Source organism: Micromonospora sp. L5, from assembly GCF_000177655.2.
GTDB classification, from domain to species: Bacteria; Actinomycetota; Actinomycetes; order Mycobacteriales; family Micromonosporaceae; genus Micromonospora; species Micromonospora aurantiaca.
The window spans coordinates 6,207,899-6,223,158 of sequence record NC_014815.1 but is presented as its reverse complement, the minus strand read 5'-3'; the positions used below and the strand labels follow the sequence as shown (position 1 = coordinate 6,223,158).

At 75.6% G+C, this 15,260-nt stretch carries 10 protein-coding genes (1 of these 10 cut by a window edge); 8 read left to right on the top strand and 2 right to left on the bottom strand.

Going from position 1 to position 15,260, the window contains the following annotated elements; genetic code table 11:
- Positions 1–7: 7 nt before the first annotated feature.
- Both ML5_RS28640 and ML5_RS28635 read right to left on the bottom strand, forming a co-directional pair.
- On the bottom strand, positions 8–1,645 hold the full coding sequence (locus tag ML5_RS28640) for an ABC-F family ATP-binding cassette domain-containing protein (protein ID WP_041784318.1): 1,638 nt from the start codon (positions 1,643–1,645) through the stop codon (positions 8–10).
- A gap of 117 nt (positions 1,646–1,762) precedes the next feature.
- Complete coding sequence (locus ML5_RS28635; RefSeq protein WP_041784316.1) at positions 1,763–3,913, bottom strand: hypothetical protein; 2,151 nt, start codon at positions 3,911–3,913, stop codon at positions 1,763–1,765.
- Positions 3,914–3,994: 81 nt separating this feature from the next.
- Here ML5_RS28635 and ML5_RS28630 point away from each other — a divergent pair, with 81 nt between their 5' ends.
- From ML5_RS28630 to ML5_RS28595, 8 genes are all read left to right on the top strand, one after another.
- Complete coding sequence (locus ML5_RS28630) at positions 3,995–4,759, top strand: thioesterase II family protein (RefSeq protein WP_236619312.1); 765 nt, start codon at positions 3,995–3,997, stop codon at positions 4,757–4,759.
- Between the two features lie 161 nt (positions 4,760–4,920).
- On the top strand, positions 4,921–5,934 hold the full coding sequence (locus ML5_RS28625; RefSeq protein ID WP_013285799.1) for a class I SAM-dependent methyltransferase: 1,014 nt from the start codon (positions 4,921–4,923) through the stop codon (positions 5,932–5,934).
- Positions 5,931–8,558 carry an amino acid adenylation domain-containing protein gene (locus ML5_RS28620; protein ID WP_013477173.1) on the top strand — a complete coding sequence of 876 codons (2,628 nt, stop codon included), beginning with the start codon at positions 5,931–5,933 and terminating at the stop codon, positions 8,556–8,558. Before ML5_RS28625 ends, ML5_RS28620 begins: the two co-directional genes overlap by 4 nt.
- Positions 8,539–9,690 carry a hypothetical protein gene (locus tag ML5_RS28615; protein ID WP_013477172.1) on the top strand — a complete coding sequence of 384 codons (1,152 nt, stop codon included), beginning with the start codon at positions 8,539–8,541 and terminating at the stop codon, positions 9,688–9,690. Before ML5_RS28620 ends, ML5_RS28615 begins: the two co-directional genes overlap by 20 nt.
- Entirely contained in the window at positions 9,687–11,042 is a 1,356-nt protein-coding gene (locus ML5_RS28610) for a DUF6002 family protein (RefSeq protein ID WP_013477171.1), read from the top strand. Before ML5_RS28615 ends, ML5_RS28610 begins: the two co-directional genes overlap by 4 nt.
- Positions 11,039–13,387, top strand: a complete 2,349-nt coding sequence (locus ML5_RS28605) for a non-ribosomal peptide synthetase (protein WP_013477170.1) — start codon at positions 11,039–11,041, stop codon at positions 13,385–13,387. The genes ML5_RS28610 and ML5_RS28605 overlap by 4 nt, the downstream gene beginning before the upstream one ends.
- Positions 13,384–15,033 carry a polyketide synthase gene (locus tag ML5_RS28600; RefSeq protein WP_013477169.1) on the top strand — a complete coding sequence of 550 codons (1,650 nt, stop codon included), beginning with the start codon at positions 13,384–13,386 and terminating at the stop codon, positions 15,031–15,033. Before ML5_RS28605 ends, ML5_RS28600 begins: the two co-directional genes overlap by 4 nt.
- A protein-coding gene (locus ML5_RS28595; protein ID WP_013477168.1) for a non-ribosomal peptide synthetase crosses the window boundary here: on the top strand, positions 15,030–15,260 show its beginning. It continues 3,282 nt past the right edge of the window; the window shows 231 of its 3,513 coding nt (coding positions 1–231); the start codon lies at positions 15,030–15,032; its stop codon lies off the right edge, out of view. The genes ML5_RS28600 and ML5_RS28595 overlap by 4 nt, the downstream gene beginning before the upstream one ends.

Below are 15,260 nucleotides of genomic sequence, written 5' to 3'. Positions count from 1 at the left end.
GGGCCGGTCAGCCGGCGTCCGGGGGACCGGTCTCCACCAGGCGTCCGTCCGCCAGGCGCAGCCAGCGGCCCACGTCGATCGCGGCGAGGAACCGCTCGTCGTGGCTGACCACCAGCAGCGCGCCCCGGTAGGCGTGCAGCGCGCTCTCCAACTGCCCGACGCTGACCAGGTCGAGGTTGTTCGTCGGCTCGTCGAGCAGCAGGAGCTGCGGGGCCGGTTCGGCGCCCAGCACGCACGCGAGCGTGGCGCGCAGCCGCTCCCCGCCGGAGAGCACCCCGACCGGAAGATGCGCGCGCGGGCCGCGGAACAGGAAGCGGGCGAGCAGGTTCATCCGCTGCGCGTCAGGGGCCTGCGGCGCGAACGCGGCCAGGTTCTCCGCCACGGTACGGTCCAGGTCCAGCAGGTCCAGCCGCTGCGACAGGTACGCGATCCGGCCGTCCGCGCGGGTGATCCGGCCGCTCTCCGGCTCCAGATCGCCGTCGATCAGGCGCAGCAGCGTCGACTTGCCCGCGCCGTTGTCGCCGAGCAGGGCGATCCGCTCCGGACCGCGGATCGTCAGGTCGACACCGTCGGCGGCGAACAGCGACCGCTCACCGTGCCGGACCCGGACCCGTTCGGCGGTCAGCAGCGTGCGTCCGGCCGGGACGGTGGTGGCGGGCAGCTCCACCGTGATCGTCTTCTCGTTGCGCAGCGCCCGCTCGGCCTCGTCCAGCCGTGCCCGGGCGTCGTCGACCCGCCCGGAGTGCATCTCGTTCGCCTTGCCCGCCGCCACCTGCGCGTCCCGCTTCAAGCCGCCGGCGACGATCCTCGCCAGACCCGCGTTCTTCAGGTTCCGGGCGGCGTTGCCGGCTCGCCGGGCCGCCCGTTCGCGGGCCTCCTGCAACTCCCGCTTCTCCCGCTTGAGGTCCTGTTCGGCGCTGCGGACGTTCTTCTCCGCCACCTCCTGCGCGGCCCGCACGGCCGCCTCGTACGAGGTGAAGTCGCCGCCGTGGAAGCGCATCTCACCGCGGTCGAGTTCGGCGATGCGGTCCATCCGGTCCAGCAGCGCCCGGTCGTGACTGACCAGCAGCAGACAGCCGTGCCACTGTTCCAGCACGTCGTAGAGCCGGTGCCGGGCGCCCAGGTCGAGGTTGTTCGTCGGCTCGTCCAGCAGCAGCACGTCGGGCTGCTTGAGCAGTTGCGCCGCCAGGCCGAGGGAGACCACCTGCCCACCGCTGAGCGTGCCCAGGCGCCTGTCGAAGGCGAGGTCGCCGAGGCCGAGCCGGTCGAGTTGCGCGCGCGTGCGTTCCTCGATGTCCCAATCGGCGCCGATGGTGGTGAAGTGCCTCTCGTCGGCGTCGCCGGCCTCGATGGCGTGCAGCGCCGCGATCAGCGGGGCGATCTCCAGAACCTCGGCCACGGTGAGGTCGGCGGCCAGCGGCAGGCTCTGCGGTAGGTAGCCCAGCACGCCGTCGACGGTCACCGACCCGGCGGCCGGGCGGTACTCGCCGGCGATCAGCTTGAGCAGCGTGCTCTTGCCGGCGCCGTTCGGCGCGACCAGTCCGGTCCGGCCGCCGCCGAGGGTGAAGGAGAGGTTCTGGAAGACCGGGGTGTCGTCCGGCCAGGAGAAGGTCAGGTTCGAGCAGACGACGAAGGAATCGGACATCAGGAAGACGACCTCAAGATGAGGGCGGGCGGACCTCAGCCGCCCGGCGGGGGACACGGTCTCGGGGTACGACGGAACGACCACGGCGCTCGCCTGCGGTCGGTCACATGTCCGGTCTCACCCGGAGATGTCGTCGTCACCCGCCATGTCTGGTCTCCCTGCCTGCCTGATCGCCACTGGATCACTCCGGTCCACCGTAGCACCGGCGGTGGTCGCCAGGCGGTCCTGCAGACGGGCGTGCCGGAACTGGTAGACCGGCCCCACCGTACGCAGCACCGACCGGCGGTGCGCGTCGTCGAGGAACCGGAGCAGCCGCAGCGGCGCCACCCCGGTACGGCGCAGCTCGACCATGACGAGCAGGGCGCGCCAGGTCTGCGAGGACGTCACGCCGAGCAGGAAGCCGCCGACGATGCCACAGGCGATGCCACCTTCCGCCGACCCGGCGAGCCGCCCCACCAGGCCACCCAGGACACCGAGCACGGACCCGAGCCAGAGGCCGCCGCCCACCGCGGACCACAGGTCCCGCCGCCAGGACAGCCGCGACGACACCGGGTCGTCCTCGCCCGCCGAGCCGGCCATCGCCAGGTACAGGCCCAGGGAGAGGCAACCGAGAAAACCGGCCGCGGTGAAGGCGAGGAAGACCGGGAAGGCCCGGCCGGACCCGATGCCTGTGACATCGGCGCACGCGGCGACGAGGAGCCCGAAGAAGCCCAGGAACAACGCACCGGTGAGCCCGGCGCCGAGCACGCTCTCCATCCGCTGACGGCTGACCACCCGGCTCCATCTGATCCGGCGGAGCCGCAGCGGACGCCGGCCGATCAGCACGTCCCGGGACAGCTTGGCGGTGAACGTGAGCACCAGCCCGAACGCCAGCCCGGCCAGGACGCCGAACGCCGGCCCGGCGAGCAACCCCGCGCTCAGTCCGGCGCCGAGACCGGTGACGAGCACCGTCGTGACCGCGTACAGGTCCCAGGAGGTGAACGACGCCAGGTGCCACCACACCAGATCGCGGCTGCCCGCCAGGTTCATCAGGTGGGCGAGGTGACCGAGCCAGCGCGCCGCCTGCGCAGCCGTGTAGCGCGGCTCCGGCACGCCGGGCTGGACGGCGTACGCCGCGGGAAGCACCCGGTCGAGCAGGGCGTCCTCCACCGCCTCCCGGCTGTGGTAGCTGTCGAGCAGCTCCGCGGCATCGTCGTCGGTGGTCACCGTGTCCCGGAACAGGCTCAGCATCAGCGGGCTGCGCAGCGCCTGCGCGACGGGACTCTCAGGCCGGTCGCGCACCTCGTCCACCAGCCGCTGCCACCCCGGCGGCAACGGCTGGGTCCGGCTCCGGGTGACGTACGCGGCGATGTCCGCGCCGGTCAGCGGCTCCAGCTCCAGGGCGGCGGCGCCGGAGAGGTGCCGGGCGGCGGCCACCGCCTCCACCAGCTCGCGGCTGCGGGTCGTCACCACCAGCCGGAACGTGGTCTGGACGTCGAGCGCGCGCAGGGCGACCGGTCGCAGGTCCGGCGGCAGTTCGTCCAGCCCGTCCAGGAAGAGCGCCACGTGCCCGCCCGTGACGAGCCGGCGGGCCGGTTCGAGCCCGCCGAGGACATCGTGATCGGCGGCCAGCCGGGCGGCCAGCCAGTCGGCGACCAGTTGCCGGCGCGGATCCCAGCCGGACACGGTCAGCAGCACCGGCACGGGTACCCGTGCGCGTTCCTGCTCCGGCAGGCGCTGCCGGTGCTCCAGCGCGTCGATCAGCAGCAGGACGACCGCTGCCGACTTGCCCGCCCCGGGCCGGCCGAGCAGCAGGAGGCGGCCGGAGCCCAGGCCCGCGTACACCCGGAACAGGTCGTGCAGGTCGCCGTGGGCGAGGTCGGCCGCCCGCACCGGCGGGACGGCCGGCAGGGGCGGGAACCGGACCAGGTCGCCCTCGGTCGCGGCGGCGTCCACCGGCCCGGTGACCGGCCGGTCCGACCACCGCCAGTGGACCCGGATCGGAACCGGCGCCCACAGCCCGCGCTCGGTCGCCGCGCGGCTCCACTGCGCGAGGACGGCGGCGGCCAGCTCGTCGGCCGCCCGCTGCGCCTCGGGGCCGGGACGGCGTGCGCCCCGGTGGTTGCGCCGCCACAGCCAGCCCAGGATCGGCCCGCCGGCCGCCAGGACGGCGAGGATCGACTGCAGCAGGGTGAGCTGCCGGTCGGTGGCGTTCGGCAGCCAGGCGACCGACGCGCCGAGCCCGGCCGCGACGAGCATCGCCAGCACCGACCAGACCCCCCGTCGCATCCCGGTAGTGTGCCAGCCGGCCGGCTGTCCACACAGGCCCGTCCGTCGAGCCGGGAGTGATCCGGCCCTATGCTCCTGGCCATGTCCCAGGTGAGTGCGAGCCGCTGGTTCGGGCCGGCCGGTTCCCCGGCCGGCGACGCCCAGGTGTTCGTCTTCCCGTACGCCGGTGGTGTCGCCGCCTCCTTCGCGCAGTGGCGGGAACTGGCCGCGCCGGAGCTGTCGGTGCAGGTCGCGCTGATGCCGGGCCGGGGCGCCCGGCTGCACGAGCCACCCGTGGACGACCTCGCGGAGCTGGTGGACGCGCTGGCGACAGCCGTCGTCGAGCGGGCGTCCGGGCCGTTCCTGCTGTTCGGCCACAGCCTGGGGGCGCTCGTGGCGTTCGAGGTGACGCGGGAGCTGCGCCGTCGCGGCGCGCCCGCGCCGCTGGCGTTGCTGGTCGGCGGCGCGGAGGCGCCGCAGACCCGGCTGGTACGGCGGCGCGTGCACGACCTCGACGACGCCGGTCTGATCGAGGCGTTGCGCGACTTCGGGGCCACGCCGGCCGCGCTGCTGGCCGACCGCGACCTGATGGAGCTGATCCTGCCCGGGGTACGCGCCGACTTCGCGCTGTCCGAGCGGTACGCCTACCGTCCGGAGCCGCCGCTGGAGGTGCCGGTGCACGTGCTGCTCGGCGACGGGGACGAGCACGTGGACCGGGACCGGGCCGCGGGGTGGGCCCGGGAATGTGTCACCGAGCCGCGATGGCACGTGTTTCCCGCCGGGCATTTCTTCCTTACCGACCATCTGCCGGAAATCATCGACCTAATGCGACACATCGTCGCCAGTCACACCCCTGTGGCGGAATAGGCGACAAAGAACGGGTAAGGACTCGTACCCGTACCGGACCTTCCACAATGTCCGGTATTCGACCTGGTGAACGGCCGAGAAGCGGTGTTAAAGTTCGCCATCCGTTCGCCGAAGGGACGTCGCTGACGAGGCGGCATACTGTCGCGTGCGCCGAGGTGTTCATGAGCCGGCCGTACCTTCCGTCCCTGGTCCTGCGCGATTACCTGCACACCGTGGCGACCCTTCACCCGCAACTGCGCGAGCTGCTCGACTTCGGGCGTCCCGGCGCCGACGAGGCCCTGGCGGAACTGGCCGGCACGGTCAGCGAGTTCGACACCGACTCCACCGGCCGGGGCGATTCCTACCGCCGGGCGCAGCGGGACACGCTCGTCCGCTGGACCGGCATGCGGCGGCTGCTGGACCTCGCCACCCCGGACGCCGCCGCCCCGGTCACGCTCATCCTCGACGTGCTCGGCGGCGACGGCACAGTGGCCCGCGCCGCGAGCAGCCAGTCCGCCTGCTTTGAGTCCAAACTGGCGTTCATCACCGGGGACCTGTCCGGCCACATGGTCGACAAGGCACTGGCCCACGGCCTGCCCGCCGTCCGCCAGGCCGCGCACTTCCTGTTCCTGCGCGACGCCGGCGTGGACGCGGTGCTGCTGGCGTACGGCACGCACCACATCCCGGCGGCCCGGCGGCCGCAGGCGGTGGCGGAGGCGGCCCGGGTGGTCCGCCCCGGCGGCCGGATCGTGCTGCACGACTTCGACGAGTCCAGCCCGATGGCCGGGTTCTTCGGCGAGGTGGTGCACCCGCACGCCGCCGGCGGCCACGACTACCGGCACTTCAGCCGCGCCGAGCTGACCGGCCTGTTCACCGGGGCCGGGCTGCCGGTACGCGTCGTCGACCTGTACGACCCGCTGATCGTGCGCGCCGACAGCGCCGAGTCCGCCTCCGCGGGCATGCGCGACTACGTCGGCGACATGTACGGCGTGCGCGACTACTTCGCGACGCTCACCGACGACGAGGTGTGGGGGCTGCTGACCCGCCACTTCGACCACACCGGCTACCTGGCCGGAATCGGCCGCGACGACGTGCCGGCCCGTCCGCTGGTCTACCGGGCCGACGGGCAGTTCGTGGCCGAGGTGCCCCGGATGGCGATCGTCGCGGTCGCGACGAGGACGCAGGTAGCGCCGTGACCGGCCCGCGCTACCTGACCGACCTGGTGCACCGGCCCGCCGGCGCCGGCGGCGACCGGCCCGCGATCGTCGGCCCGGACGGCGAGCTGAGCTACACCGCGTTGTGGGAGCGGGTCGGCGCGACGGCCGAGCTGCTGCGCCGCGCCCGCGTGCGGCCGGGTGACCTGGTGGGCCTGTACCTGCACCGGTCCGCCGACTACGTGACAGCGTTGCTGGCGACGCTCGCGGTGGGCGCGGTGGCGGTCCCGATCGACCCCGAGCTGCCCTCCGGCCGGGCCGAGCAGATGCTCGCGGCGGCCGCGCCCCGGCTCGTCCTGTACGCCGACCGTCCGCCCGCCGTCGCCGCGCCCGCGTCCACCGGGTGGCGGGACGTGCGTACCGCGCGGGCCGGGTCGCCGGCCGACCTGACCGATCGCACCGGCTGGCTGCCGCCGGGTGAGCACGCCGCGCTCGTGCTGTTCACCTCCGGCTCCACCGGCCGGCCGAAGGGCGTCGTGCTGCACCACGCCGGGCTGGTCAACCGGCTGGCCTGGGGTCACGACCGGTTCGGGTTCACCGCCGACGACCGGGTGCTGCACAAGGCGTCGATCGGTTTCGACGCGTCGGTGCACGAGATCCTCTCGCCGCTGATCGCGGGCGGCGCCGTGGTCGTCGCCGGGCCGGGCCTGCAGTTCGACAGCCTCGGGCTGGTCCGGCTGATCCAGCGGGAGGCGGTCACCACCGCGCACTTCGTACCGACCATGTTGCGGCACGTGCTCGACGAGCCGGAGTTCGCCGGCTGCGTCACGCTGCGGCGGGTGCTGTGCGGCGGCGAGGCGCTGGACATGCGGCTGGTCCGGCGGCTGCGCGAGCTGCTGCCGTGCGGGCTGTTCAACGGGTACGGCCCGAGCGAGACCTCGATCAACGTGTCCTACTGGGACTGCGCCGAGCCGTATGCGGGCAGCATCGCCCCGATCGGCCGGATCATCGACGGCGTCACCGCCCACGTGCTCGACGACGACCTGCGCCCGGTGCCCGAGGGCGGGACCGGCGAGCTGTGGATCGGCGGGGTCGCGGTCGGGCTCGGCTACCTGCGCGACGCCGAGCGGACGGCGGAGCGCTTCCGTCCCGATCCGGCGCGGCCGGGCGCGCGGCTCTACCGCACCGGTGACCTGGTGCGGGTCGCGCCGCAGGGCTTCCTGGAGTTCCGCGGCCGGGCCGACGACCAGGTCAAGATCCGGGGGGTCCGGGTGGAGCCGGGTGAGGTGGCGGCCGTGCTGCGCGAGCATCCGGCCGTGCACGACGCGGTGGTGGTGACAGTCCCCGACGCCGAGGACGGCCCACGCCTGGTCGGGTACGTCGTGCCGCAGCCCCGGCAGGCCCCGGCGGCCGGCGGGCTGCCGCGGTTCCCGCTTCCGAACGGCATGGCGGTCACCGCGGCGTCGCCGGACGAGGCGGTCTTCCTCTACCGGCAGATCTTCGACCAGGCCGAGTACGCCCGTTTCGGCGTCCGCGTCGGCGACGGCGCCGTGGTCCTCGACGTCGGCGCCAACATCGGGCTGTTCTCGCTCTGGGCGTCCCGGCAGGCGCGCGACGTGCGGCTCGTAGCGGTCGAGCCGAACCCGGACACGCTGCCGTACCTGCGCGCCAACCTCGGCCTCTACGCCGGGTCCGCGTCGGTCGTCGAGGCCGCCGTGACCGACGCGGCGGGCACCGCCGAGCTGACCTCGTTCCCCGAGCTGAGCTACCTGTCCGGCCTCGGCGCCGACCGGGCCGGCGCCGCCTCCGACCTGGTCCGGTCGCACTACCGCCACGGCGGCGGCGACGCCGACGAGACCGAACAGGCAGCGCTCCTCGCGGACGCCCGCCGCCGCCTCGCCCCGGTGGCGCACGTGGTGCCGACTGTGACGCTGTCGGACCTGCTGGACCGCTTCGGGCTGGACCGCGTCGACCTGCTGAAGATCAACACCGAGGGTGCCGAGCTGAGCGTGCTGCGCGGGCTGCGCCCCGAGCACTGGCCCCGCATCCGCCAGGTCTGCCTGGAGGTCGAGCGCAGCAGCGTGACCACGCCGCGGGTGCGCGACCTGCTGTGCGCTGCCGGGTTCGAGGTGCACGACATCGGCGACTGGAACGTCGGCGCGGACGCCGACGTCAGCTACGTCTACGCCGTACGGCCGCAGGACCCGCCGCCCGCGGCGACGCCCCGGGACGAGCCCGCCGACCACCTGCTGACCACCGGGCTGCTCCAGGGCTACCTGGCCTCGGCGCTGCCGCCCGCGATGCGCCCGGACCAGATCGTCCTGGTCGACCGGCTGCCCCGCCTGCCCAACGGCAAGGTCGCGCGGCTGGAGCTGCCACCGCCACCGCCCCGGCCCACCGGGCCTGCTGCGGAACCCGGCGGCGGCGCCCTCACCGACCGGTTGCGCGAGGCGTGGCGGGCCACGCTCGGCGTCGACGCGGTGCACGACGACGACACGTTCGTCGCGCTCGGCGGGCACTCGCTGACCGCGCTGCGGATGGCGCTGCGGGTACGGGAGATGGCCGGGCTGGAGGTGTCCCCGGCGAGCTGTCTGCGCGCCGGGTCGTTCGCCGACTGGGTCGACCGGGTCACGGAGGCGGGACGCGATGTCAGCCCGGTCCGCTGACGCGCGGCACGTCGTCGTGGTGGGCGCCGGCCGGCTGGCCCGCTCGCTGTGCCACGCCCTGGCCGCGACGCCCACCCCGGCGCCGCTGCGCGTGACGGTCCTGGCCCGCGACCCGGACGCGGCGCACGCGCTCGCCCGCGCCGCGCGGGTGCGCGCCACAGTCGCCGGAACCCCCGTCGCCGTCACCGCCCGGCCGTTCACCGCCGAACCCGGCGCCGACCCGGGGGAGGGGTACGCCGCCGACGCCGCCTCGATGGCCCGGCTCCGGCCCGACGTGCTGGTCTGCGCCGCGTCCGCGCAGTCGCCGTACGAGCGGGCGGCGGCGCCGTCGGCCTGGACGGACCTGATCGCCGCGGCCGGCTTCGGGGTGACGCTGGCGTTGCAGGCCGAACTGGTGTCCCGGCTGGCCGCCGCGCTGGCCGGCGGCGCGCCCGGCGCGACGCTCGTCAACGGCGCGTTCCCGGACGCGGTCAATCCGCTGCTCGCCGCACGGGACCTGCCGGTGCGCTGCGGCATCGGCAACGTGGCGACGCTCGCCGCGTGCCTGGACGCCGCGCTCGGCCGTCCCGGCCAGCGCCGGCTGGCGGTGCTCGGCCACCACGCCCACCTCGCCGCGCCCGGCCCGGACGGCGACGACACCGCCGAGGTACGCGCCTGGCTGGACGGCCGGCCCGTCCCGGACGTCACCGGGCTGCTCGCCGGCTACCGCGCGCTGCCCCGGCCGGAGCTGAACGCGCTCGCCGGGCACGCCGGGGCCGCCCTGGTGGCGGCGCTCGCCGCCGGTGACGAGGTGACGGCGAGCCTGCCCGGCCCGCTGGGACTGCCGGGCGGCTATCCGGTCCGGCTCACCGGCGGCCGGACCGAGCTGCGGCTGCCGGCCGAGCTGCCGGTGGCGCAGGCGGTCGCCTGGAACACCGCCGCCGGGCGCCGCGACGGCGTCGAGGTCGGCGGCGGCCACGTCCGCTACCCGGAGCGCGCCCGGGCGGCGCTGGCGGCGTACCGGCCGGACCTGGCCGGCGGCTGGCACGCGAGCGAGCTGCCCGAGATCGCCTGCCGGTTCACCGCCCTGCGTGACCATCTGCGAACGGTGCCGCCGGCGCCGGCCCGGAGTGTGTTGGAGGAAGCCCGATGACAGTGACCACCCCGGCCACCCGCAACATGATCACCGACTACTACGACGTCATCGCGTCGGCGGTGCGCCGGTGCGGCGCGGTCCCCGGCGACGCGCCCGGCACGCCCGGCTTCGCGCCCGGCTTCGACCTGCCCGAGCTGACCCCCGCGGTACGCGAGTTCTACGCCGCCGCCACGGTCAGCTGGTCCCCGCTGGGCCACTACGGCGGGCACGACCTGACGATGCTCGACCTGACCGCCAACCCGGGCACCCGGACCACGAAGACGTTCGCCTCGATGGTGATCGTCGCCCGCGCGGTGGAGCACATCCGGCGTACCGGCGAGCGGCTGTGCATCGTCACCCCGACCTCCGGCAACAAGGGCGTGGCGCTGCGTGACTCGGTGGCGCGCGCGTACGCGGCCGGGCTGGTGACCCCGGAGCAGCTGTCCATCGTGGTGCTGGCCCCGGCGGCGACCCGGCACAAGTTCCGCCACGACGCGCTCGCCGCCGATCCCGCGACCCGTGCGGTCAACCCGCTGCTGCGGTACACCGGCGCGGACCCGGAGGGCGTGAAGGCGCTCGGCCGCGCGTTCGTCGACGAGTACGCCGCCACCGCGTACGACAAGCACGGCGTCACCCTCTGGTACACCCTCGACCTGCGCAACTACCTGGTCGCCGACGCCGCCCGGGCCGCGTTCGAGGCCGACGTGTCGCCGGCCACCGGTTCCCGCTGGCACGCGCACGCCGTGTCCAGCGCGTTCGGCCTGCTCGGCTACAACCTGGGTCGTGACGTGCTGGAGGCGGCCGGCGACGCCGACCCGGCCGACCGCCCCGGTTTCCTGCTCGTGCAGCATCTCGGCACGCCGGACATGGTGCTCAGCCTGCGCCACGGCTCGTTCGAGCGGGACCACTGCCCGGCGTACACGCTCGACGAGAGCCGGGGCGTCTGGACGCAGGACGCCGACCTGCGCTTCCCGGCCGTCACCGACGACCCGGCCGAGGTGCTCGACCCGACGTTCTACACCCACCGGCCGGTGACCTCCCCGGCCATGAACGCGCTCGTGCGGCGGCACGGCGGCGACGGCATCGTGGTGTCGCGGCGCGAGTGCGTCCGGCGCTACCCGGTCGCCCGGCAGTGGCTCGCCGACGCCGGCCTGACGCTGCCCGAGGACCCGGCCCGGCTGCGGGAGTGGTCGATCCTGATGGCGCTGACCGGCGTCTGCAACGCCGTCGACCGGGGCCTGGTGCCGGCCGGGCACGAGATCGTGGTGCACGGCACCGGCAGCTACTGCGACGACTTCCGGATCGCCGAGGCCGACGCCGAGGTGTCCACGCTCGCCGACGTGGTCGCCGCCGTCCTGGACCAGCGGTGAGCCCGTCCCCGCAGCCGCTCGGCCCGCCGCCGCGGCTCGCCGCCCGGGCGCAGGCCGCGGGCGTCGACCCGGCCGCCGTCGTCCTCACCGCCACGGCCCTGGTGGTACGCCGGTACACCGGATCCCCTGTGGTGACGCTGCGGCACGGCGACGACCCGGTGACGCTCGACCTGACCGCCGACGCGCCGATCCGGGAGTTGTGCCGCTCGCTGTGCCCGGCGCCGCCGGACCGACCGGTCGACGCCACCGTCGAGGTGAGCCCCGACCTGGCCGGCGTCACCGTGTCCGGGCTGCCCGCCGCGTACGCCGACGACCTCCGCGCCGACCTGGCCGAGTTCCTGTCCACGCTGGACCCGGACGCCTCGTCGGCGGGGGTGCTGCCGTCGGCCAGCTACGAGCGGCGTCCGGCGCCGGACCTCTGGCGGCTGCACGGCGGCGACGGCACCGAGGCCGATCGGGTCCGCGGCGACACCATCCCGGCCGCGTTCGCCGCGGCGGTGCGGGCGTACCCGGAACGGCCGGCGGTGCTCGCCGACGACGCGACTGTGACCTACCGGGAACTCGGGGCGGCAGTCGCCGCGACCGCCGAAGCGCTGGCCGGGACGGGTGACGTCACGGCGCCGGTGGCGGTGCTGTGCCGCCACGGCGTCGCCACGATCACCGGCATCCTGGCGGCGCTGGCGTCGGGGTCGCCGTACGTGCCGCTGGACCCGGCGTACCCGGCGGCCCGCCTGGCCGCGATGCTGCGCGACGCAGGCGTCCGGGCGATCGTCGCGGACCCCGGCCACGAAGGGCGGGCCGCCGCGCTCGCGGCCGACGCCGGGCTGGAGCTGCCTGTCGTGTCGTTGCGCCGGGGCGAACCCGGCGTGCCGGTGCCGTCCGGGCCCGCGCGCCCGGACGACCCGGCGTACGTGCTCTACACCTCCGGGTCCACCGGGAAGCCGAAGGGCGTGGTGCAGAGCCACCGCAACGTGCTGTTCGGCGTCCGCAACCACGTGCGCAACTTCGCCGTCCGGCCGGACGACCGCACGAGCGTGCTCACCTCGTTCGGCTACGACATGGCTGTCACCGACACGTTCAGCGCGCTGCTGTCCGGCGCCGCCGCCGTCCCGGTCGACGTCCGCACGCACGGCCTCGGCCACCTCACCGGCGCGCTCGCGGACCGGGGCGTCACCGTCTACCACTCCACCCCGACCGTCTTCCGGTACGTGGTGGCGAGCCTCGGCGAGCACGGGCGGCTGCCGCCGGTCCGCGCGGTCGTCCTCGGCGGCGAGGAGGTCACCCGGCACGACGTGACGCTGGCCCGGCGGTCGTTCGCGCCGGGCGTGGTGTTCGTCAACGGGTACGGCACCACCGAGATCAGCTTCGCCGCGCAGCACCACCTGCCGCCGGACGCCGACCCGGGGCGCGCAGTCGTGCCGATCGGGCATCCGCTGCCGGGCGTCGAGGTGGTGCTCACCGACCCGGCCGGACGCCCGGCCTGCCTCACCGGCGAGGTGGTCGTGCGCACCCCGCACGTCGCGCTCGGATATCTGGGCCTGCCGGAGCTGACCGCGACCCGGTTCACCGAGCACGACGGGGTGCGCGCGTACCGGACCGGTGACATCGCGCGGCGGCTGCCCGACGGCATGCTCGTCTACCTGGGCCGCGGCGACCGGATGGTGAAGATCCGCGGCTACCGGGTGGAGCTGGGCGAGATCGAGGCCTGCCTGGCGGCGCTGCCGGGGGTGGCCCACGCGGCGGTGGTGGCGCGGCGGGGCGCGTCCGGCGCGGGCGAGCAGGAGATCGTCGCGTACGTGGTCGGCGCCGCCGGGACGCACGTCGAGCCGGGAGCGCTGCGGGAACGGCTGGCCGGTGTGCTGCCGGACTTCATGGTGCCCCGGGCGGTGGTGGCGGTGCCGGAGCTGCCGATCGGGCCGACCGGCAAGCTCGACCAGGCCGCCCTGCCCGACCCGGACGCCGACCGCCCGGCTGCCGGAGGGTCGGACGCTGGGCAGCCGACCGCCGGGGGACCGCCGGCCGGGCCGGTCGAGCAGACCATCGCCGCGGGCTGGTGCACGGTGCTCGGACTGCCCACAGTGGGCCGCCTGGTGAACTTCTTCGAGGCGGGCGGGCACTCGCTCCAGCTCGCCCTGGTGCAGGGGTACCTGGAGGAACACCTCGGCCGCCGGGTGCCGCTGGCCCGGCTGGTGGAGTTCCCGACGGTGGCGGCGCTGGCCGCGTACCTGGAGACGGCCGGGGACGCTTCGGGCGTACCGGAGGACGGCCGGCTGACCGCGGTCGGACGCCGGATGGCCCGCCGCGCCGCCGCGCGGGCCGCCGGCGGCGGGGAGGGACGGGCGTGAGCGAGGACGACCGGATCGCGGTGGTGGGCCTGTCCTGCCGGGTACCCGGCGCGGACGACGCGCCGGCGCTGTGGCGCAACCTGCTGTCCGGGGTGGACTCGGTGCGCCGGACCCCGGCCGGCGAGGGCGTGCCGGGCGGACCGGACTGGGTGCCGGCGTTCGGCCGGCTCGACGACCTGGAGGGTTTCGACGCGGACCTGTTCGGCTGTCCCGCCGCGGCGGCGGCGCTGCTCGACCCGCAGCACCGGCTGTTCCTGGAGGTCGCCTGGCACGCCCTGGAGGACGCCGGGATCGACCCGGACCGCGACCCGGCCCAGATCGGCGTGTTCGCCGGATGCGCACCCAACCGCTACCTGCACCACCACCTGCTGGGCAACCCCGCGCTGGCACCGGCGGCGGGCACGCTCGCCGAGGACTGGGACGACGCGCTGACCGGGTCCGGCTGCGACTACCTGCCGACGCGCACCGCGTTCGCGCTGGGGCTGTCCGGCCCGGCCGTGGCGGTCCAGACCGCCTGCTCGACCTCGCTCGTCGCGGTGTGCCAGGCCGGGCAGAGCCTGCTGGACTACCGCTGCGACGTGGCCATAGCGGGCGGCGCGGCGGTGGTGTCCACCCGGCAGGCCGGGTACCGGCTGCGGCCGGGCGGGCTGCTGGCCGCCGACGGGGTGTGCCGCCCGTACGACGCCGCCGCCACCGGGCAGGTGTTCGGCAACGGCGCCGGGGCGGTGGTGCTGAAGCGGTTCGCCGACGCCCGCGCCGACGGCGACCACGTGTACGCCGTGCTCGCCGGGTGGGCGGTGAACAACGACGGCGCCGACCGGCCCGGATTCACAGTGCCGGGCGTGTCCGGCCAGGCGGCGGTGATGGCGGAGGCGCTGGCGTCGGTCGGCTGGGACGCGGCCGACGTGGGCTACCTGGAGGGCCACGGCACCGGCACGCCGGTGGGCGACGCGATCGAGGTGGACGCGCTGGCCCGGGTACGCCGGGGCGCCCGCGCCCCGCTGCTGCTCGGCTCGGTGAAGGGCAACCTCGGCAACCTGGACGCCGCGGCGGGCGTGATCTCCCTGATCAAGGCCGTGTACGCGGTCCGCACCGGGCAGGTGCCGGGTACCGCGCACTTCACCGCCGCGCACGACGACATCGACCTGGCCGCCGCGGGCGCCGAGGTGGACGCGCAGACCCGGCCGTGGGCCGGGGAGCGGCGCGCGGGCGTCAGCTCGTTCGGCCTCGGCGGCACCAACGCGCACGTACTCGTCGAACCCGCGCCCGCGACGGACGCGCCGGACCCCGGGGCACCCGGCCCGGTGGTGCTGGGACTGTCCGCGGGCAGCCCGGCGGCGCTGCGGGAACTGGCCCGGCGGCTGGCCGTCCGGCTGGCCGCCGGCGACCTGGCGGTGGCCGACGTGGCGCACACGCTCGCGGTGGGACGGCGGCGGCTGGCGTACCGGGACGCGGTCGCCTGCGCCGACGCCGGGGAGGCCGTGGCCGGGTTGACCGCGCTCGCGGCCGGCGACCCGGTCGACGGCGACGAAGCAGTCCGCGCCTGGCGTGCCGGTGCCGACCTGCCCGTGCCGCCGGGGCGGCGGGTGCCGCTGCCCGGCTACCCGTTCCGGCGGAACCGGCACTGGATCGAGGCACGACGATGACCGGCCGCGACGATCAGCGCGACCAGCAGGTCGGCCCCGAGCTGCCCTACCCGCAGGTGTGCCTGCCCGACCTGGTCGCCGCGCACGCCCGGCGGCGTCCCGGCGCGCCGGCCGTGGTGCAGGGCGACCTGACGCTCAGCTACGCCGACCTGGTCGGCCGGGCCGCCGCGCTCGCCGCGTCGCTGCGGGACCACGGCATCGGCGCGGACGACCTCGTCGGCGTCTGC